Source organism: Sporosarcina sp. FSL K6-3457 (genome assembly GCF_038007285.1).
Taxonomy (GTDB): Bacteria; Bacillota; Bacilli; order Bacillales_A; family Planococcaceae; genus Sporosarcina.
In genome coordinates this window covers 4423626-4443435 of the sequence record NZ_JBBOWX010000001.1, presented here as the reverse complement: position 1 = coordinate 4443435, position 19810 = coordinate 4423626, and the positions used below count along the sequence as shown (strand labels likewise).

General features: G+C 42.8%; 24 protein-coding genes. 23 read left to right on the top strand and 1 reads right to left on the bottom strand.

Annotation, left to right across the window (positions count from 1 at the left end):
- Positions 1-8 precede the first annotated feature (8 nt).
- From N1I80_RS21570 to rsmI, 7 genes are all read left to right on the top strand, one after another.
- Positions 9-449 carry a YaaR family protein gene (locus N1I80_RS21570; RefSeq protein WP_340739857.1) on the top strand — a complete coding sequence of 147 codons (441 nt, stop codon included), beginning with the start codon at positions 9-11 and terminating at the stop codon, positions 447-449.
- 58 nt (positions 450-507) lie between these two features.
- Positions 508-1515: a DNA polymerase III subunit delta' gene (gene holB, locus N1I80_RS21565; RefSeq protein WP_340739856.1), complete on the top strand. Its 1008-nt coding sequence runs from the start codon at positions 508-510 to the stop codon at positions 1513-1515.
- Positions 1508-2335, top strand: a complete 828-nt coding sequence (locus tag N1I80_RS21560) for a PSP1 domain-containing protein (RefSeq protein WP_340739855.1) — start codon at positions 1508-1510, stop codon at positions 2333-2335. The genes holB and N1I80_RS21560 overlap by 8 nt, the downstream gene beginning before the upstream one ends.
- A gap of 13 nt (positions 2336-2348) precedes the next feature.
- Positions 2349-2708, top strand: a complete 360-nt coding sequence (yabA, locus tag N1I80_RS21555) for a DNA replication initiation control protein YabA (protein ID WP_340739854.1) — start codon at positions 2349-2351, stop codon at positions 2706-2708.
- A 151-nt stretch (positions 2709-2859) separates the two neighbouring features.
- Positions 2860-3609 carry a tRNA1(Val) (adenine(37)-N6)-methyltransferase gene (locus tag N1I80_RS21550; protein ID WP_340739853.1) on the top strand — a complete coding sequence of 250 codons (750 nt, stop codon included), beginning with the start codon at positions 2860-2862 and terminating at the stop codon, positions 3607-3609.
- Complete coding sequence (locus N1I80_RS21545) at positions 3593-3880, top strand: GIY-YIG nuclease family protein (RefSeq protein ID WP_340739852.1); 288 nt, start codon at positions 3593-3595, stop codon at positions 3878-3880. Before N1I80_RS21550 ends, N1I80_RS21545 begins: the two co-directional genes overlap by 17 nt.
- Positions 3858-4736, top strand: coding sequence for a 16S rRNA (cytidine(1402)-2'-O)-methyltransferase (gene rsmI / locus N1I80_RS21540; protein WP_340739851.1), 879 nt, complete (start codon positions 3858-3860; stop codon positions 4734-4736). The genes N1I80_RS21545 and rsmI overlap by 23 nt, the downstream gene beginning before the upstream one ends.
- A 67-nt stretch (positions 4737-4803) precedes the next feature.
- Here rsmI and N1I80_RS21535 read toward each other — a convergent pair whose 3' ends face one another.
- Positions 4804-5082 (bottom strand): AbrB/MazE/SpoVT family DNA-binding domain-containing protein, encoded by a 279-nt coding sequence (locus N1I80_RS21535; protein WP_340739850.1) that lies wholly within the window; start codon positions 5080-5082, stop codon positions 4804-4806.
- Between the two features lie 270 nt (positions 5083-5352).
- On the opposite strand from N1I80_RS21535, the gene metG reads away from it, so the two are divergent.
- The 16 genes from metG to N1I80_RS21455 all read left to right on the top strand — a co-directional run bounded on the left by metG (position 5353) and on the right by N1I80_RS21455 (position 19685).
- Positions 5353-7302 (top strand): methionine--tRNA ligase, encoded by a 1950-nt coding sequence (metG, locus tag N1I80_RS21530; protein WP_340739849.1) that lies wholly within the window; start codon positions 5353-5355, stop codon positions 7300-7302.
- A 100-nt stretch (positions 7303-7402) separates the two neighbouring features.
- On the top strand, positions 7403-8170 hold the full coding sequence (locus N1I80_RS21525; RefSeq protein ID WP_340739848.1) for a TatD family hydrolase: 768 nt from the start codon (positions 7403-7405) through the stop codon (positions 8168-8170).
- A gap of 135 nt (positions 8171-8305) precedes the next feature.
- The gene (locus N1I80_RS21520; protein ID WP_340739847.1) at positions 8306-9538 is read left to right on the top strand and encodes a ubiquitin-like domain-containing protein; all 1233 of its coding nucleotides are present in this window, start codon (positions 8306-8308) and stop codon (positions 9536-9538) included.
- Positions 9539-9866: 328 nt separating this feature from the next.
- Positions 9867-10424, top strand: a complete 558-nt coding sequence (gene rnmV, locus N1I80_RS21515) for a ribonuclease M5 (RefSeq protein WP_340739846.1) — start codon at positions 9867-9869, stop codon at positions 10422-10424.
- Positions 10421-11314, top strand: a complete 894-nt coding sequence (gene rsmA, locus N1I80_RS21510) for a 16S rRNA (adenine(1518)-N(6)/adenine(1519)-N(6))-dimethyltransferase RsmA (RefSeq protein ID WP_340739845.1) — start codon at positions 10421-10423, stop codon at positions 11312-11314. Before rnmV ends, rsmA begins: the two co-directional genes overlap by 4 nt.
- A 176-nt stretch (positions 11315-11490) precedes the next feature.
- Positions 11491-11757, top strand: coding sequence for a biofilm formation stimulator Veg (veg, locus tag N1I80_RS21505; RefSeq protein WP_203248951.1), 267 nt, complete (start codon positions 11491-11493; stop codon positions 11755-11757).
- 134 nt (positions 11758-11891) lie between these two features.
- Positions 11892-12071 (top strand): small, acid-soluble spore protein, alpha/beta type, encoded by a 180-nt coding sequence (locus tag N1I80_RS21500; protein WP_340739844.1) that lies wholly within the window; start codon positions 11892-11894, stop codon positions 12069-12071.
- A 342-nt stretch (positions 12072-12413) separates the two neighbouring features.
- The gene (gene ispE, locus N1I80_RS21495; RefSeq protein ID WP_340739843.1) at positions 12414-13280 is read left to right on the top strand and encodes a 4-(cytidine 5'-diphospho)-2-C-methyl-D-erythritol kinase; all 867 of its coding nucleotides are present in this window, start codon (positions 12414-12416) and stop codon (positions 13278-13280) included.
- Between the two features lie 57 nt (positions 13281-13337).
- Positions 13338-14165: a pur operon repressor gene (purR, locus tag N1I80_RS21490; protein ID WP_340739842.1), complete on the top strand. Its 828-nt coding sequence runs from the start codon at positions 13338-13340 to the stop codon at positions 14163-14165.
- Between the two features lies 1 nt (position 14166).
- The gene (locus N1I80_RS21485) at positions 14167-14544 is read left to right on the top strand and encodes a RidA family protein (protein ID WP_340739841.1); all 378 of its coding nucleotides are present in this window, start codon (positions 14167-14169) and stop codon (positions 14542-14544) included.
- Between the two features lie 163 nt (positions 14545-14707).
- Positions 14708-14992 (top strand): septation regulator SpoVG, encoded by a 285-nt coding sequence (gene spoVG, locus N1I80_RS21480; RefSeq protein ID WP_340739840.1) that lies wholly within the window; start codon positions 14708-14710, stop codon positions 14990-14992.
- A 234-nt stretch (positions 14993-15226) separates the two neighbouring features.
- Complete coding sequence (gene glmU / locus N1I80_RS21475; RefSeq protein WP_340739839.1) at positions 15227-16618, top strand: bifunctional UDP-N-acetylglucosamine diphosphorylase/glucosamine-1-phosphate N-acetyltransferase GlmU; 1392 nt, start codon at positions 15227-15229, stop codon at positions 16616-16618.
- Complete coding sequence (locus N1I80_RS21470; RefSeq protein WP_340739838.1) at positions 16611-17570, top strand: ribose-phosphate diphosphokinase; 960 nt, start codon at positions 16611-16613, stop codon at positions 17568-17570. The genes glmU and N1I80_RS21470 overlap by 8 nt, the downstream gene beginning before the upstream one ends.
- A 108-nt stretch (positions 17571-17678) precedes the next feature.
- Complete coding sequence (locus N1I80_RS21465) at positions 17679-18305, top strand: 50S ribosomal protein L25/general stress protein Ctc (protein WP_340739837.1); 627 nt, start codon at positions 17679-17681, stop codon at positions 18303-18305.
- A 380-nt stretch (positions 18306-18685) separates the two neighbouring features.
- On the top strand, positions 18686-19243 hold the full coding sequence (gene pth / locus N1I80_RS21460; protein ID WP_340739836.1) for an aminoacyl-tRNA hydrolase: 558 nt from the start codon (positions 18686-18688) through the stop codon (positions 19241-19243).
- A 211-nt stretch (positions 19244-19454) separates the two neighbouring features.
- The gene (locus N1I80_RS21455) at positions 19455-19685 is read left to right on the top strand and encodes an anti-sigma-F factor Fin (protein WP_340739835.1); all 231 of its coding nucleotides are present in this window, start codon (positions 19455-19457) and stop codon (positions 19683-19685) included.
- Positions 19686-19810 lie beyond the last annotated feature (125 nt).

Sequence of the window (19810 nt, the reverse complement as noted above, 5' to 3'; positions counted from 1 at the left end):
GAAGCGAAGTGAAAGTAAACGGTGATTACCGGGCTGGTCTTGATAAGATGAGGAATGACCCATTGCAGACACCACAAGGCGGAGCAAGGTTTGGTCAAATGGTTGTCAAACAAGAGCAGAGGCTCCATGGTGAACAGATTACAAGACTCCTTGGTGATATTTCATCGGCTGGAGACAGGATTGCGCGATCACGTAATTTACGTGACATGGCTAAATTTAAAATGCTTGTCCGACGTTTTCTCAAAGAAGCTGTCGAATCAGGAATGGGACTTAAACAGTCACATACATGGAATCGGTTTGGTGAGGGGCGTCGTTTAAAACTTGTCGAGACGATAGATGAGCGGCTAATTGAATTGGCAGAAGACTTACTGAATGAAGAGAAAACATCTGTCGATTTATTGGCTAAAATTGGTGAGATCAAGGGTCTTCTCATTAATCTATACATGTAATCCCGTGTTTTCTGTCGTATAAGAAACACGGGTTTTTTAAAACAAGGGGTGTGACATCATGTCGGAAGAAATGGATCATCGGCTTTTGGAAGGGCAAAAAATCGTTATTGAACGATTAAGTTCTTCTTATAAAAATGGGCGGATTGGACATGCGTATATATTTGATGGTGAATCAGGGACGGGAAAAGAATCGGCTGCTCTTTTTTTCGCTAAGCTGCTCCTTTGTAGTAAACCTGAAAATGATGTTCCATGTGGAACATGCCATTCCTGTCGACGTGTCACATCGAGCAACCATCCTAACGTAACGATTATTCGGCCAGATGGACAAGATATAAAAAAAGAGCAGATGTCCACTCTTATTTATAACATGACAAAAAAAGGGTATGAATCTGGCAGAAAGATTTATATTGTTTCAAGGGCAGACCGTATGAATGTTGCCGCAGCGAATACACTTCTTAAGTTTCTTGAAGAACCTGAAGGAGATGTAACAGCAATATTGTTAACAGACTCTTATCATTCTATTTTGCCGACGATTCAATCGCGCTGCCAGCGAATTTCCTTCCTTCCACCTTCGAGGGAAATGATGATACAAGGGCTTGTTGAACAAGGGATTACCTCATCTATGGCAGCGACAGTGACGATGGTAACGGCTAATCCAGATGAGGCATTTCGGCTCGCCGGTGACGAGCAATTTGCACACATACGAAAGACAGTGTTAAAATTGGTTGAAGCATCGGATCGACATGTCCATGAAGCGTTGTTATTCATCCAATCGGAATGGTCTCCTTTATTTAAAGAGAAGGAAGAAGCTGAACGTGGACTCGATCTATTGCTGTATGCTTATCGAGATGTAGTAGCATTCAAAGCAGGATTGCAGTCAACACCAGCATTTCCGGATCAGCAAGAGTTTTTTAGTAGTCTTTCGATGAAGATGACATATAGCCGATTGTCGGCCAATATGGAGGCAATTTTGCAGGCGAAAAAGCAGCTGCACGGCAATATGAATCGAACGCTTTTAATGGAACAATTGGTGCTCAGCATGCAGGAGGGGTTACTTGTTGTATAACGTCGTAGGAGTCCGCTTTAAAAAAGCGGGTAAAATATATTATTTCGATCCAGTTGAATTTACACTCAATGAAGGAGATTATGTCATCGTTGAAACTGTACGCGGGATTGAATATGGAAAAGTTGCCGGCCGGGTAAGAGAAGTTGAAGAAAATGATGTAGTTCTGCCGCTAAAAAAAATCATTCGTCCAGCACAGACGGAGGACCTTGAGAAGGTAGAGGAGAATCGTCTAGAAGCTGAACGAGCTTTCACAACGGGCGTAGACAAGATTCAGGAACATAAATTAGAGATGAAGCTTGTCGATGTTGAGTATACATTCGATCGCAACAAGATTGTCTTCTACTTCACAGCAGAAGGTCGTGTTGATTTTAGGAACCTCGTTAAAGATTTAGCGTCTATTTTCCGAACACGTATTGAACTAAGGCAAATAGGTGTGCGTGATGAGGCGAAGATGCTCGGTGGTATCGGACCATGTGGTAGAATGCTTTGCTGTTCAACATTTCTCGGTGATTTTGAGCCGGTTTCAATTAAAATGGCAAAAGACCAAAACTTATCACTCAATCCATCAAAAATATCGGGTCTATGTGGTCGTCTCATGTGCTGCTTGAAGTATGAAAATGATGAGTATGAAGAAGCGAAAGCACTTATGCCAGATATCGGAACGCATGTGAAAACGCCGGAAGGGCCTGGTAGGGTAGTAGGTCTGAATCTTCTTGAACGCTTACTTCAAGTGAGTTTGACGGATCAAGATCATGTGTTGGAGTATACGCTAGAGGAATTAATGGAGCAACAAAATAATATGGCTCAATTGACGAAATAATGGGGTGGGATAGTTGAAAGAAAGGAACTTTCTGGACAGGGTAATGGAATTTGAACAACAACTCGGCTCTATGCATAAGCAATTTCACGAATTGATTGGATTTGTCGCGCAGATGACGGAAGAGAACCATTCACTTCAACTCGAAAACCATCATTTGCGAAAGCGGCTTGAAGAAATGGACGGGCAAACGCAAGCCGTAAATAAACGACAACATCGCAAAAAGCCGAATACAGTAGATATCGGAGAAGGTGTCGACAATTTGGCTCGCCTATATAACGAAGGGTTCCACGTCTGCAATGTCCATTATGGAGGGAGCAGAAAAGGGGAAGACTGTCTGTTCTGTCTATCTTTTTTAAATAAACAAAATGTGTAAAATGAGCCGATCCTATTGCAATGTAGGCATCGGCTTTTTTATCTGAATTCGGAGGGGGACAAACCCCGACTAGATAAGGAGGAATGTAGTTGAATTCCTCTCTGATAAAGCCTCCGACGAGGTGGGATTGATTTTACAAGGAGTGTAGAGTATGGAGGAAATTTTACGGGATGATGAACGTCTCGATTTTTTATTGGCAGAAGATTTACGTATTATCCAGAGCCCATCTGTCTTTTCATTCTCACTTGATGCGGTACTACTAGCAAGATTTGCTTATGTGCCGATACGTTCAGGAGAAATTGTAGACTTATGTGCGGGTAATGGTGCTATTCCATTGTTTTTAAGTGCACGGACGAAGGCGAATATTACAGCTGTCGAACTGCAGGAACGACTTGCGAATATGGCCGAAAGAAGTATTCAGTATAACGGATTAGAAAATAGGATCCATATGGTGAACGATGATGTCATTGGCATTGCTTCGAAAATAGGATATGAAAAATATGATACCGTGACATGTAATCCACCTTATTTTCCAGCAGAAGGGGCCAGCGAAAAAAATCTACTTGAGCATGTTGCCATCGCTCGGCATGAGATTCGGTTGACGCTTGAGCAAGCAGTTCAATCGGCGAGCGAGTTATTGAAACAGGGTGGGAAAGCGGCGTTTGTGCATCGACCTGGACGTTTACTAGATATTGTTACGGCGATGCGTGCCAATCGACTTGAGCCGAAACGGATTCGTTTTGTTTATCCGAAAGAGGGAAAAGAAGCGAATACCTTATTAATTGAGGGAATTAAAGATGGTAAGCCGGATTTAAAAGTGCTACCACCACTGTATGTCTACGGTGCTGATGATGAATATACGGATGAAGTGAGGCTACTCCTTTATGGACAACAAGGCTGATCATCTGTTTTATGTACTGGAATGCAAGGATGGCTCCTATTATGCGGGCTATACGAATGATTTGGAAAAGCGTGTACGTGTACATAATGAAGGCAAGGGAGCAAAGTATACGCGTGCGAAAAGGCCTGTTCATTGTATTTACCATGAAAGCTTTGAAACGAAACGGGAAGCGATGCAGGCGGAATACCAATTTAAACAATTAACAAGACAAGCAAAAGAGCGGTATATGATAAAGGAGCAGATGTTGGATGAAGTCACAAAAGAGCGCTGAACCGGGTGGTGGCAAACTATTTCTTGTTGGCACACCAATCGGGAATTTGGAGGATATGACGTTCCGTGCGATTCGCATATTGAAAGAGGTCGATGCGATTGCAGCAGAAGATACGCGCAATACAATCAGGTTGTGTAACCACTTTGAAATTAAGACACCACTAATGAGCTACCATGAACATAATATCGAGGTGGGTGGGGAGAAAATATTAGCGATGCTTGCGGATGGAAAATCAATCGCGCTCGTAAGTGATGCAGGGATGCCATGTATTTCGGATCCAGGGGCAGATATTGCGACCAAAGCGATTATTGCAGGGTACGATGTCGTCCCTGTCCCTGGAGCCAATGCGGCTATTAGTGCATTAGTCGCTTCGGGGTTAGTACCGCAGCCATTTTTGTTTTTTGGTTTTGTATCCCGTCAGAAAAAAGAGCGGGCAAACCAATTGGATGCTTTAAAGCGGCGGGAAGAGACCGTGATTTTGTATGAGGCGCCTCACAGGCTGAAGGAGACTCTACGCGCGCTTGAAGGTAGTTTTGGTGGGACACGCCGTGTGACGCTAGCAAGGGAATTGACAAAGCGTTTTGAGGAATTTCTGCGTGGCACGCTTGAAGAGGCTGTCTTATGGGCAGAATCAAATGAGATAAGGGGAGAATTCTGTATTGTGCTTGAGGGTAGCGATGGTATCTTGGAAGAACAACTAGATGTGTGGTGGAGTGAGCTGGATGTTCGTGATCACGTGATTGAAGTGATGGCAAAACAAGAGCTACGCTCAAAAGAGGCTATCCGTGAAGTGGCAAAAGAGCGCGGAATGAGCCGACGAGATGTCTATAAGGACTATCATGTAGAAAATGTGTAAAGATATCCCTTCACAAGTAAAATAATATCCAGAACGATGATTCGCTCTGGATATTGTTATTGCAAAATTACTTTTGCAGATTTTCTTGAATTTCTTGAATAAGTTGTTTTGCGCCTTCAGGGCTCAAAATCAATTTTCCGTCAATTAGACGAAGGTTATTGTCCGACACATCGCCCGTAATTGAGCATGTCATATTAGGCATATATTTCTTCAAGATGATTTTGTCTTCATCAACGTAGATTTCCAACGCATCTTTCTGAGCAATACCAAGTGTACGGCGTAACTCGATTGGAATAACAACACGTCCAAGTTCGTCAACTTTTCTTACAATACCAGTAGATTTCATTACAAGAACTCCTTCCATTCCATTAGTTTTCGTCAAAATTCGACAAAATTCTCTTGTCTGCTTTTTATCATACCAAGACTTCCAATTAACGTCAATACAACTTACTCAAAACTATAATAAAAATAGTAGTTAGTTTAGATTGATAGCTAGAAATTATTTAAAAGTGAGTTTGCTAGTACCTAAAATAGATGTCTATAAGGAATATCATTGTATCGGCGTGGCGCTTTCGATAGAATAGAAGGTATATTTAATTACACTGGAGGAATATTCGTGGCTGATCAAAAAAACACATTTTATATTACAACACCGATTTATTATCCGAGCGGAAAGTTCCATATTGGGACGGCTTATACGACCGTTGCTTCGGATGCTATGGCTCGCTATAAACGACTTCGCGGATACGATGTTCGCTTTCTAACAGGAATGGATGAACACGGTCAAAAAATACAGGAAAAAGCAGAAGAATCAGGGCTTCCACCTCAAGAATATGTCAATGGCATCGCGGAAATTGCAAAAAAAGTATGGGACATCATGGATATTTCTTATGATGACTTCATTCAGACGACAGAAGAACGACATAAAGTGATTGTTGAAAAGATTTTTAAAACATTTCTCGACAATGGTGATATTTATAAAGGAGAGTATGAAGGATGGTATTGCGTACCGTGTGAAACGTATTACACGGAAGGCCAGCTTGACAATGGCAACTGTCCAGATTGTGGACGCTCTGTTCAAAAAGTAAAAGAAGAATCATACTTCTTTAATATGAAGAAGTATGCGGATAGATTGTTGAAGTTTTACGAGGATCATCCGAAGTTTATCGAACCAGAGTCGCGTAAAAATGAAATGATCAATAACTTCATTAAACCGGGTCTTGAAGATCTATCTGTTTCGCGTATGTCATTTGATTGGGGCATTAAAGTGCCGGGTGATCCGAAGCATGTTATTTATGTATGGGTTGACGCTTTGACGAACTATATTACTGCACTTGGCTATCAGTCTAAAGACGATTCGTTGTTCAATAAGTATTGGCCGGCGGATGTCCATGTCGTGGGGAAAGATATTGTCCGTTTCCATACCATTTACTGGCCGATATTCTTAATGGCATTAGATTTACCGTTGCCGAAAAAAGTGTTCGCACATGGCTTTATTATGATGAAGGATGGCAAAATGTCGAAGTCAAAAGGAAATGTTGTCTATCCTGAAATGCTTGTCGAACGATATGGTTTGGATGCAACACGTTATTTCCTTCTTCGAGAGTTACCATTTGGGCAAGATGGTGTCTTTTCACCAGAATCCTTCATTGAACGAACGAATTATGATCTGGCCAATGATTTAGGTAACTTATTGAACCGAACCATTTCGATGATTAATAAATACTTCGATGGAGATATTCCGACAGAGGGGCTTGTTGCAACAGAATTCGATACAAGCTTGACGGATTTTATCACGAAAACGGTGGACAAGTACGAAGCTTCGATGGAAGATATGCAGTTTAGCACTGTGCTGTCCGATTTGTGGGCGCTTGTCTCACGTACGAACAAATATATCGATGAAACATCTCCGTGGGTACTAGCGAAAGAGGAGGCGGATAAGGGCAAGCTAGCGTCTGTGATGATGCATTTGGCGTCATCGCTTCGACATATCGCCGTGCTATTGCAGCCGTTTATGACAGAATCGCCGAAAAAGATTGTGTCGCAGCTTGGTTTGGACGAATCACTACTTGCTTGGGATACGCTTGGCAACTTCGATGCCATTCCAGCAGGTACGAAAGTGGTAGACAAAGGGGTTCCAATTTTCCCGCGTCTAGATTCAGAGGTCGAAATTGTTTATATTCGTGATCAAATGGCTATTTCGGCTCCAGCGGAAAAGGTTGAAGAGGAAATCGCTGAAGTCGATGAAATTACATTTGAAGACTTCATGAAAGTCGATTTACGTGTCGCAACTGTAATTGCTTGCGAAAAAATTCCGAAAGCTGACAAATTGTTAAAGCTACAATTAGATTTGGGTTACGAACAACGTCAAGTAGTATCAGGAATTGCAGAACATTACGAGCCTCAGGCATTGATTGGTGAAAAAGTCATTGTCGTGGCTAACTTGAAACCAGTAAAATTACGCGGAGAATTATCCCAAGGCATGATTTTGGCAGGGAAATCCGATGGTATTTTGAAATTGGCATCTGTCGACCAAGCTTTGGAGAATGGTGCGCAAGTGAAGTAAAAAAGTGGCTGGAGATTAGACAAACAAAAAATAGAGACGGCGTCCCTCATGGAAACGCCGTTTTTCTTTATTAATAAATAGATAGTGAGGCGGAAAATTGATGTTTATCGATACACATGTCCATTTAAATGCGGACCAATACGAAGAAGATATAGATGAAGTTATCGGACGTGCCCTTGAGGCGGGTGTGGAAAAGATGGTAGTTGTTGGATTCGACCGAAAGACGATTATCAGGGCGATGGAGCTGGCGGAGCAGCATGCATTCATTTACGCGGTCGTCGGGTGGCACCCTGTTGATGCAGTTGACTGTGCAGAGGAAGACTTAGCGTGGATTGAATCACTGGCTGCGCATCCAAAGGTCGTTGGAATAGGTGAGACAGGACTTGATTATTATTGGGATAAATCCCCCAAGGATGTTCAGCAGGAGTTGTTCAGAAAGCAGATTCGACTTGCACAGAAAGTAAATCTTCCTATCATTATTCATAATCGGGATGCGACAGCGGATGTTGTTCGTATTTTGAGAGAGGAAGCGGCTGAGAAAACAGGAGGCATTATGCACTGTTTCGGTGGAAGTGTGGAAACAGCTAAAGAATGCATTGCCATGAATTTTATGATTTCACTTGGAGGGCCTGTTACGTTTAAAAATGCGAGGATGCCAAAAGAAGTTGCAACCGATATTTCACTCGATCATTTATTGATTGAAACAGATGCGCCTTACTTAGCACCGCATCCTTATCGAGGCAAGCGTAATGAGCCAGCTTGGGTGACACTAGTAGCTGAGGAAATCGCGCGGTTAAAGGGTTTACCGGTGGAAGAAGTTGCACAAAGGACAACTGAGAATGCAGTAAAATTATTTAACATGGGATGAATAAAATACCAAGAAGTCTTCCATACTTTGCATATGGGAGGCTTCTTGTTTTCTTTCTGTATTGAGTTCGGATGGGTTGACACTTGTGAAAGTAACCTTTATAATCAGCCGAGTGATAAAGGAGGAGTTTTTTTCATGTCAAAATGGTTCATGGAAAACCTGTTCTTTCAGTCATTGAGGAGTAAACAAATAGCCGTAACCGTCGTATCACTTACACTATTTGTTGCTATTACAACACTTGTCCTGTTTGAAGGGACACAAAAATCGATCACGTTACAAGTGAACGGTGAAGAACTTAAAATCAAGACGCACGCACATACAGTAGGTAACCTTCTTTCTGAACAAGAAATCGAAGTAACCGAGCATGATTTAGTAACACCCTCAGTGAATACACCTATCGAAGACGGTCTATCGATTAGGTGGGAACAGTCGAAACAAGTTGCAATACAGGTTGATCAGGAGCATACATCTATTTGGACAACGAGTAGTACGGTAGAAGAGGTGTTGGCGATAGCCGGTATTGAGATTACCGAATATGACGATGTACATCCTGGCTTGTCGGGGCAACTTGAAAAAGATAATCGTATTACCGTTCAAAAAGCGTTCGAGGTAACGTTGAGTGACGGGGGAGAAGAGAAAAACGTCTGGTCCACTTCGACTACGGTCGCTGACTTTTTAAAGAGAGAGAACATTCAACTGAATGAAGACGACCGGCTAAATAGAAAGGCAGATGGATATCTAAAGCCTGGTTCTGTAGTAGAGGTCGTACGAGTGGAAAAGGTCACCGATGTAGTGGAAGAACCAGCGAGCTTTGCAGTTGAAACACGCAACGACCCATCTTTGCTAAAAGGACGCGAAAAAATTGTCCAAGAAGGAAAGAAAGGGACGGTTTCACGGGAGTTCGAAATTGTGAAAGAAAACGGTAAGGAAGTTTCCCGTAAGCTGTTGGCAGAAAAAGTCATTGCAGAACCACAAAAGAAAATTGTTGCGGTTGGTTCGAAAGTGATGGTTGCAAGTGCATCAACGAAAACGTCTGGTGTAGGCGTATCTCGTAATAATTCTGCATCGCCTTCAGGTGGTAAGGAGTTTTATGTAACGGCTACGGCATATACGGCGTATTGTAACGGCTGCTCAGGCGTTACAAAAACAGGTATTAATTTGCGTTCCAACCCGGACGCGAAAGTCATTGCGGTCGATCCAAGTATTATTCCACTCGGTTCTAAAGTATGGGTGGAAGGGTATGGCTATGCGATTGCTGGAGATACAGGCGGTGCTATTAAAGGAATGAAGATTGATCTTCATGTTCCGACGAAAAATGCTGCCTATAAATTTGGGCGACGCCAAGTGAAAATGAAAGTCATTGATTGACAAATAATCCGTAGGACTGCAATTGGTCCTACGGATTATTGCGTTATACCACTGCTTCCGTCGAAGCAGTGGTATAACGCGCCTCCGGCGGATGTCACAAATTTTGAGGGGAGTTAATGAAGGCAGTCTAAGTTCGCGACGTCCTGTCGCAACGACTGCATGACTTACATCCTGTAGGCCTCAAGCGCAATTCAAAATTTGGACGCAATTACGCCAAGGCGTAATTGACTATAGCCTGCTTCTGTTGAAGCAAGCTATACCTTTCTGTACAACAGCCTAGCCACAGAGTAGAATTAAAGAAAGAACGCAATGAGGAAAGAGGATTTTTGTGAACATAAAAGAGATTATTGTTGTGGAAGGGAAATCGGATACAGTGGCCGTCAAACGTGCGACAGGTGCCGATACGATTGAAACAAATGGATCGGCTATTGACGACAAGACACTTGTACGTATTCAGCACGCATTAGAAACGCGTGGGGTAATTGTTTTTACTGACCCTGACTTCCCAGGCAGACGCATCCGCGCCATCATTGAAGAGCGTGTCCCAGGCGTCAAGCACGCTTTTTTAAAAAAAGAATTGACGATAGCTAAAAATGGTCAAGGGCTTGGTATTGAGCATGCACATGATGAGGATATACGGCGAGCCATCAGCTCCGTTTATACGGTAGACAATCAGCCTGTTATCGACATTCCACTCGCCGATTTGATGATGGCCAGGCTCATTGGTCATCCAGAGTCTAAAAAGCGACGCGAGCGGTTGAGTGAGCTATTACAAATCGGTCAGGTGAACGGCAAAGGTTTGAAGAAGCGACTTGAGATGTTCCGTATAGGGCATGAACAATTAGCAGAAGCATTACAAGTTCTCGACAAGGAGGAAAAAGAATGAGGAAAGATATCGCGACTCCAGTCAGGACGAAAGAGATTCTCGATAAATACGGTTTTTCATTTAAAAAAAGTTTGGGACAGAATTTTTTAATTGACCCGAACATTTTACGAAATATCGTGTCGCATGCGGAGTTGACAGAGAAAACAGGTGTTATTGAAATTGGACCAGGTATTGGTGCATTGACTGAGCATATTGCTAGGAATGCGGGCAAAGTTGTCGCTTTTGAAATCGATGGCCGTCTATTACCGGTATTGGAGGATACATTGTCGCCTTACGACAACGTTACAATTGTACACCAGGACATATTGGAAGCAGATCTTGCGCAAGTCGTAGCAGAGCACTTTGCAGATTATGACGATGTTGTTGTGGTGGCGAATTTGCCTTATTATGTGACGACGCCAATCATCATGAAATTTTTGCTCGGTAAAGTTCCAATTTCGGGTATGGTTATCATGATGCAAAAGGAAGTAGCGGATCGTATCACAGCTCTTCCTGGGACGAAAGCTTATGGCTCGCTGTCCATTGCTATCCAGTATTATATGGACGCGGAGGTAGCAATGATTGTACCGAAGACGGTGTTCATGCCACAACCGAATGTTGAATCGGCTGTTCTCCATCTAACACGTAAAGAAACGGCGCCTGCGCATGTGAAGGATGAAGATTTCCTATTTGAAGTGTCTAGAGGGTCGTTTGTCCAGCGCAGGAAAACAATCTTAAATAATTTGCAATCATCGCTACCAGATGGAAAAGCGAAAAAACAACAAATTTTAGACGCTTTTGAGAAGGTTGGCATGGACCCAGGGAGACGCGGAGAAACGTTGACGATTGAGGAATTTGCGAATCTGTCAAATGCTTTATATACTGACTTTTTTGTGACAAAGAAAAAATGACATATCAATTGTGCTTTGGCATAATTGCGTCCAGATTTATCCTCAGTCAGCAGGAGTTTTTTGCTGAATGAAGAAAAAAAGATTGACAAAGTTACTGTTAAATTGTTAAAATGAATCTTTTGATTGACAGAAACTTTTAAAAATGCTATGCTTATACTTAGTGAGGTGTAAGCGACATGCCAAAAACATTAGCGGACATTAAGAAGTCATTGGATTCTCATCTAGGGAAACGTTTGCACTTAAGAGCAAACGGTGGTCGGAAGAAGACAATCGAAAGAGCTGGAGTATTGCGCGAAACCTATCGTGCGGTATTCGTAGTTGAACTTGATCAGGACGAAAATGCATTTGAAAGAGTATCTTACAGCTACGCAGATATTTTAACCGAAGCGGTTGAAATAACAATTCTTGACGGCGTAGATTCTACAGAGTTTATCGTCAAATAATTACAGCATTTATGATTCAATTCATTTTTTAAAAACATCTCTGCCATCATTCTGAAAATGGAATGTATGGTGGGGGTGTTTTTTCTTCTAAATGGCCCATACTAGGTTTGTCAGCTTCAAAGGAGGAAAACCGAATGGCGAAAAAACGTGGTATTATGTCTGAGCACTTGAAGGAAGAGATTGCAAAAGAGCTTGGGTTTTACGATGTTGTGGAGCGAGAAGGTTGGGGTGGCATTAAGGCACGTGACGCTGGGAATATGGTGAAACGAGCAATTGAAATGGCCGAACGAGGAGTAGCACAAAAAAACAAGTAGCTATCAATTACGCCTTGGCGTAATTGCGTCCGGATTTTTTTCGAGTTTAGGGCCTACAGGAAGTCGCGCACTTAGACTGCCTTCTTAAGCCTCCTTAAAAAATCCGTGACATCCGCCGGAGGCTTTATCTGGATTCAGCAGGCGTTTTCTGCTGAATCCAGATAAAATGACCCTGAATTCCATTACAGGCTGACAAAGGAAGAGTTGCATGGAGCGTCTATACGGCGTCTTGTGCAGCTCTTTTTTAGCTAACTCCAGGCCCCCTGCACATTTGTTCTAACCAAAACAATTAGGCCTATGGTAAAATAGGGAACAATGACAAGCTGGAATGGAGGGAGCCGGATGCTGTATGAGAAGGCGCCAGCAAAAATCAATTTAACACTGGATGTGTTACATAAGCGGCCAGATGGTTTTCATGAAGTTGAAATGATTATGACGACCGTTGACTTGGCAGATCGAATTTGGATTCGACCGACAGATAACGGGCGGATTACTATTAAGACGTCTGAACGGTTTGTGCCGAATGATAGAAAAAACTTGGCTTATCAAGCAGCTGAACTGCTACAACGACAATATGGTATTAAAAAAGGTGTAGAGATTACGCTTGAAAAAAGTATCCCTGTAGCTGCAGGACTAGCGGGAGGCAGTTCGGATGCAGCAGCTACATTACGTGGCTTAAATCGGTTGTGGAACTTAGGGATAGAAGCGGACGAGCTTGCTACATTAGGTGCGCGAATAGGTTCGGATGTATCCTTTTGTGTCCATGGCGGAACAGCGCTTGCAACGGGACGCGGTGAGATTATTAAAAACTTACCTGCACCCCCTAATTGTTGGGTGATTCTTGCGAAGCCGGCTATTTCGGTTTCGACAGCTGATATTTATGGCAATCTGGATCTTTCTAAGGTGAATCATCCGAGTACTATGAGCATGATTGAGGCGCTTAAAGCGGGTGATTACGACAAGATGTGCCAGTCCGTTGGCAATATTTTAGAAGCTGTCACAATGGATCTTCATCCGCAAGTTGTTATGCTGAAAGAGCAGATGAAAAGATTTGGTGCAGATGCAGTCCTAATGAGTGGGAGTGGTCCAACTGTTTTTGGTCTTGTGAAACATGAATCTCGGGTACCGCGTATTTATAATGGGCTGAAAGGATTTTGTCCAGAAGTCTATGCGGTTAGAATGGTTGGCGAACGTCACTTTCTTGATTAGATACGTACGATTGTGGTAATCTACGATTAAAACATTCGGGTTTGGGAGGGTGGTACCATGAAGTGGAAAAGGAGCGAGCGGCTTGTCGATATGACCCAACATCTGTTGGAATATCCACATGAACTCATTCCACTGACCTTCTTTGCCGAGCGTTATACAGCGGCGAAGTCCTCAATAAGTGAAGACTTAACGATTGTGAAAGAAACGTTTGAGGAAAAAGGGACAGGAAAACTAGTGACGATGTCGGGTGCAACAGGAGGAGTGAAGTTCATTCCAAAAACGGCTGAATCAGATGTTCGCGAAGTGATGGCACTCCTTATGGAAAAACTCGGTCATTCGGATCGGTTGTTGCCAGGCGGCTATTTGTTTATGACAGACCTTCTCGGCAATCCACGTATCATGGACCGTGTCGGTAAAGTATTTGCATCTGCATTTGCAGAAACAGACATCGATGTCATTATGACTGTGGCAACGAAGGGGATTCCAATTGCACATGCGATTGCGCGTCATTTAAATGTGCCAGTCGTTGTCGTCCGCCGTGATAGCAAGGTGACGGAGGGACCGACAGTTAGTATTAATTACGTCTCTGGTTCAACGAGGCGTATTCAGACAATGGTATTATCAAAGAGAAGCATGCAGAGTGGACAGAAGGTACTGATTACAGATGATTTCATGAAAGCTGGCGGCACTATGGTAGGGATGAAGAACCTGCTAGAGGAGTTCGGCTGTGAGCTTGCAGGTATTGCTGTACTTGTGGAGGCTATTCATCCGGAAGAAGTGCTTGTCGATCATTATTTGTCTCTTGTGAAGTTGCATGCCGTAAATGAAAAAGACCGAACCATTGAATTGGAAGAGGGCAACTACTTTTTGGAAGGTGGAAAATAATATGAACTATGTAGCGACAGAAAATGCTCCACAAGCAATTGGACCTTATGCACAAGCAGTTAGCGTGAACGGATTCATCTATACATCAGGTCAAATTCCGTTGACACCTGAAGGCTTACTCGTAGAAGGAACTATCGAGGAGCAGACGCACCAAGTTTTTGCGAACCTGAAAGCAGTCCTCGCGGAAGCGGGCTCTTCATTAGATAAAGTTGTGAAAGCAACCGTTTTCATTAAAGATATGAATGAGTTTGTCGCTTTAAATGACGTCTATGCGCAACATTTTGGGACGCATACGCCTGCTCGTTCGACGGTTGAGGTCGCAAGATTGCCGAAAGATGTAAAAGTTGAAATTGAAGTGATTGCATTAGCAGGCGAATAACCTGTGCCCGCCCGGTAAATCGGAGCGGGTTTTCTTTTTTTTACACTCACAACCACTCACTATTCCTAATGTTAAAAAAATTGTGTTAGTAAAAGAAGGAAAACGCTTACTTTTGTGGAATATAGTCGTCATGCGCTGTAAAGACAAAAGGAGTGGTAAAGGAATGGAAGTAACAGATGTGAGATTACGAAAGGTAGAAACTGATGGGAGAATGAAAGCAATTGCTTCAATTACAATTGACGATGAGTTTGTCGTCCATGATATTCGGGTCATTGACGGTAATGAAGGTCTGTTTGTTGCGATGCCAAGTAAACGGACGCCTGATGGAGAATTCCGCGATGTGGCACATCCCATCAATTCCAATGCTCGTACAAAGATTCAAGATGCTGTTCTCGCCGCCTATCATATTTCTGTTGAAGAAGAGATACTGGAAGGGGCAGGTGCGTGATAGAGGTATTCAAAAGCGTATAAGCTGCCTACAATAGGCAGTTTTTTTCTTATGTATGTAATCTTAAAAAGACTGAAGCGAACAAAGTTGTGAAAATAAAAATAATAATATTAAAAGATTATTATCCAATTGTCAAGTGAATGTGGTTGAAAAAAAAGAAGCTTTCGGCTATAGTCAATAGTGAAAAACAATAAGGTCGTTTAGTTTTTATTTCTCATTGATGGGGGAAGTCAAATGACGAATACATATGCCGTTGTACTTGCTGCTGGGCAAGGTACACGGATGAAGTCAAGTTTATATAAAGTACTCCATCCGGTCTGTGGAAAACCGATGGTCGAGCATGTCATTGATCATATCCTTGGTCTTGGTGCTGACAAGGTGGTCACCATTGTCGGACATGGTGCAGAGTTAGTCGAAGAAACGCTGGGAGAAAAAAGTGAGTATGTACTCCAAGAACAACAGCTTGGAACCGCGCATGCTGTGCAGCAGGCGGAGAAACTCATCGGTCATCTCGAAGGTACGACAATTGTTGTGTGTGGGGATACGCCGCTAATCCGTTCAGAAACAATGGAAGCATTGATTACACATCACAATGAAACAGGTGCCAAAGCGACAATTTTGACAGCTAAGGCAGATGATCCGACAGGGTACGGACGTATTATCCGTGGCACAGACGGGCAAGTTCTTCGGAACGTCGAGCAGAAGGATGCAACGCTAGAGGAGCAGCAGGTCGTCGAGATCAATACAGGTACGTATTGTTTTGACAACAAATTGCTTTTTGAAACATTACAAAAAGTAAAGAATGACAATGTGCAAGGTGAATATTATCTTCCTGACGTTGTCGGAATTCTTCAATCCGAGGGAGCACTCGTTTCAGCTTATATGACAGCTGATTTTAGTGAAACGTTAGGTATTAATGATCGCGTCATTTTGTCAGAAGCTGAAGGCGTTATGCGTCGTCGTATTGCACATCAGCATATGCGGAATGGCGTAACAATCATCAATCCTGAGAATACGTATATCAGTGCTGCTGCTCAAATTGGCCGTGATACGATTTTGCAACCGGGCACGATGATTGAAGGGCAAACGGTTATTGGGGAAAATTGTATAATTGGTCCTAATAGTCAAATTGTAGATAGTGTCATTGGTGACGGAACGACTGTTCACTCGTCAGTTGTGTTAGCTAGTACAGTTGGTTCTGTTACAACAGTAGGACCGTTCGCACATATCCGCCCAGATTCAAATCTTGGCGATAGGGTGAAAATCGGTAACTTTGTCGAAGTGAAAAAATCGACACTTGGAGAAGGAAGTAAAGTATCTCATTTGAGTTATATTGGAGATACGACAATCGGCTCGCGTGTTAATGTCGGTTGTGGCACTATTACTGTTAACTACGATGGTACAAATAAACATATCACGACAATCGAAGACGATGCTTTTATTGGCTGTAATTCAAATTTAATTGCACCGGTGACAGTTGAAAAAGGCGCATATGTTGCGGCTGGGTCAACGATTACGAAAAATGTCCCAGAACGTTCACTTGCAATTGGGCGTGCGCGTCAAGAGAATAAAGAAGGCTATGCAAAAAAACTAAAACCAACTAACCAGGAGGGCCACGATGCCTAATCATTATCCAAACGATAAACTGAAGATATTTTCTTTGAATTCAAACCAAACGCTTGCGAAGCAAGTAGCAGATGAAGTTGGACTTCCACTTGGTCAATGTTCTGTTAAACGATTCAGCGATGGTGAAGTCCAAATCAATATTGAAGAAAGTATCCGCGGTTGCGATGTGTTCGTCATTCAGTCAACTTCACAGCCTGTTAACGAAAACATAATGGAGCTGTTAATCATGATTGACGCATTGAAGCGTGCATCTGCACGTGCTATCAATGTTGTTATGCCTTATTACGGTTATGCACGTCAGGATCGAAAAGCACGTCCACGTGAGCCGATTACAGCTAAACTCGTTGCAAACTTAATTGAAACAGCTGGGGCGGACCGTGTCATTGCAGTAGATTTACATGCACCGCAAATTCAAGGTTTCTTTGATATTCCAATCGATCATTTGGTAGGCGAACCAATTATGACGGAATACTTTAAAGGCAAAGGTTTGAATAGTGATGAACTTGTTATTGTATCTCCTGATCATGGCGGTGTAACGCGTGCACGTAAGATGGCGGATCGCATGAAAGCACCTATTGCAATTATCGATAAGCGTCGTCCGCGTCCGAACGTTGCTGAAGTGATGAATATTGTCGGAAATGTTGAAGGTAAAACCGCTATCCTGATTGATGATATTATCGATACAGCTGGCACAATTACAATTGCCGCGAGCGCATTAATCGAAAGTGGAGCAAAAGAAGTGTATGCTTGTTGTACACACCCTGTGCTATCAGGACCAGCAATCGAGCGGATTGAAAACTCACAAATTAAAGAATTGGTGATTATGAATTCAATTGAGCTTCCAGAATCAAAAAAATCTTCAAAAATCATTGAGTTATCACTTGCTAAACTTCTAGGTGAAGCAATTGTTCGTGTGTTCGAAGAAAAGTCCGTTAGCCCATTATTTGGATGATAGGTTAAGTAATAAAGATTGTAAAAAGCAGTGGTATGTTTCATGTCGTCTGTCATTGGGTATTTCAAGGGTGGAGTAACTTTTTCAAAAGAAAGGTGACTAAACAAAATGAGTACAGCAATTCAGTCAGAAATGAGAACAACAGCAAAACAATCAACACTTACACAATTCAGAAAAAACGGTATTGTTCCGGCGGTTGTCTATGGTTACAATACGGAAGCTACAGCGATTTCAGTAAAAGAGCGTGACCTATTAAAGACACTTCGTGTAACGGGCCGTAATGGCGTGATTCAGCTGAACGTCGAAGGAAAGCCAGTTAATGTTGTCTTACATGACTATCAGTCCGATCCGTTAAAAGGTCATATTCATCATGCAGATTTCCTTGCAATCAATATGACGGAAGAGCTTGAAGTAGATGTCTCTGTAAATCTTATAGGCGATTCACCAGGTGAGAAGGAAGGCGGCACCCTTCAACAACCGAACCGTGAAGTGACGATTAAAGTGAAGCCTTCAGAAATTCCAGAGACCTTCGATATCGATATTTCACAACTGCAAATCGGTGAAACGATTACCATCGCGGATATCCGTGAAAAGTCGCAGCATGACATTTTGAACGACGATGATTACGCACTTGTCCTCATCTCAGCTCCGCGTACGCAAGCTGAAGTAGACGAACTTGATGTTGAAGCATCGGAAACGAGTGCAGGGGCTAGCGAAAATCAAGGCGAAGTATAATATAACACGAGCGCACGGACAAACCGTGCGCTTCTTTTCTGTTTAACTTGATTCAGCAGAAGTCCCCGACTTCTATAGGGGAGAAATTTAGTTCCATTTCTCCTTAGTGGCAGGATGAATGCCAGAAGAGCATTTCAATCAGAGGGAGTTTAAACTCCCTGCTGATTAAGGAGGAATGAAGTTCAATTCCTCCCTGTTAAGCCTCCGACGTACAGGACGTACTAGTGCCGACAAAAATGCCACAGGACGTGGCATTTTTGTCGGCCGGCGGATGTTAGGGATTTTGAGGGGAGTGAATTGCGCTGTGCACAATTCAAAATCCCAACGCAATTACGCCGAGGCGCAATTGATCTAACTACTGCAAAAGGGAAGAGAAAATTATGAAAATGATCATTGGACTCGGTAATCCGGGTAAACAATATGAGAAAACGCGCCATAATGTGGGTTTTCATGTCATTGATGAGCTTTGTGATCGTTTATCAGCACCGGCGATGCAAGCAAAATTTAATGGCATGTATACAGTTATTCACCGTCCAGAAGGGAAAGTCATGCTGGTCAAGCCACTCACGTATATGAACTTGTCTGGCGAGTGTGTACGCCCCTTAATGGATTATTTTGAGGTAGATGTGGAGGATATTGTCGTTTTGTATGACGATCTCGATATCGCACCTGGGACCATTCGACTGCGTCAAAAAGGGAGCGCGGGTGGCCATAATGGCATGAAATCACTGATCGCCCATCTGGGTACAGACCAATTCAACAGAATCCGTATTGGTGTTGGACGCCCAACAGGTGGCATGAAAGTGCCTGATTATGTCCTATCACCTTTTAGCAAAGAAGAAAATTCGTTAATTGAGGAAATGGTGAAAAAAAGTGCTTCTGCTTGTGAGGCATGGACTACTAAACCCTTCCTTGATGTCATGAACAATTTTAACTAGTTTCAGCAGAAGTTCTTGCTGAAACTAGTTAAGCCTCCGGCGGATGTCACAAATTTCGAAGGGAGCGAGAAGGCAAGCGCAATTTGAAATTTGGACGCAATTACGTCGAGGCGTAATTGATTTAATCCTCATTGAGCCAAGTTATACTAGTATGTAACGAATAACTAAGCCGTCTCTTGCCTATACTAAAGGTAAAAAGGGGCGGAGAATAATGGCGATTCGTTATGAGTGCCGGCATTGCGCAACGGAAATAGGTACACTTCCATTCGAATCTGTGAAGGACACCATCCTTCAATTACAAAAGGCAGATGAGGGACAAGATGAACAATTTTTGTCGTATGAAAAAGATGGAGATGTGACGGTGCGCTGTATATGCGAGCAGTGTCAACAGTCACTTCAACACTTTCCGGATTACTACTCACTTCATAAGTGGCTTCAATAGAGGTATGCTTTGACGCTTGATGGCGTTCAAAGCTTTTTCTGTTTTTGATTTTCATTCAGCAGGTGCTGCATGAAAGTCTGGACGCAATTACGCCCGGGCGTAATTGATTTGGATAAAGAGAGGAT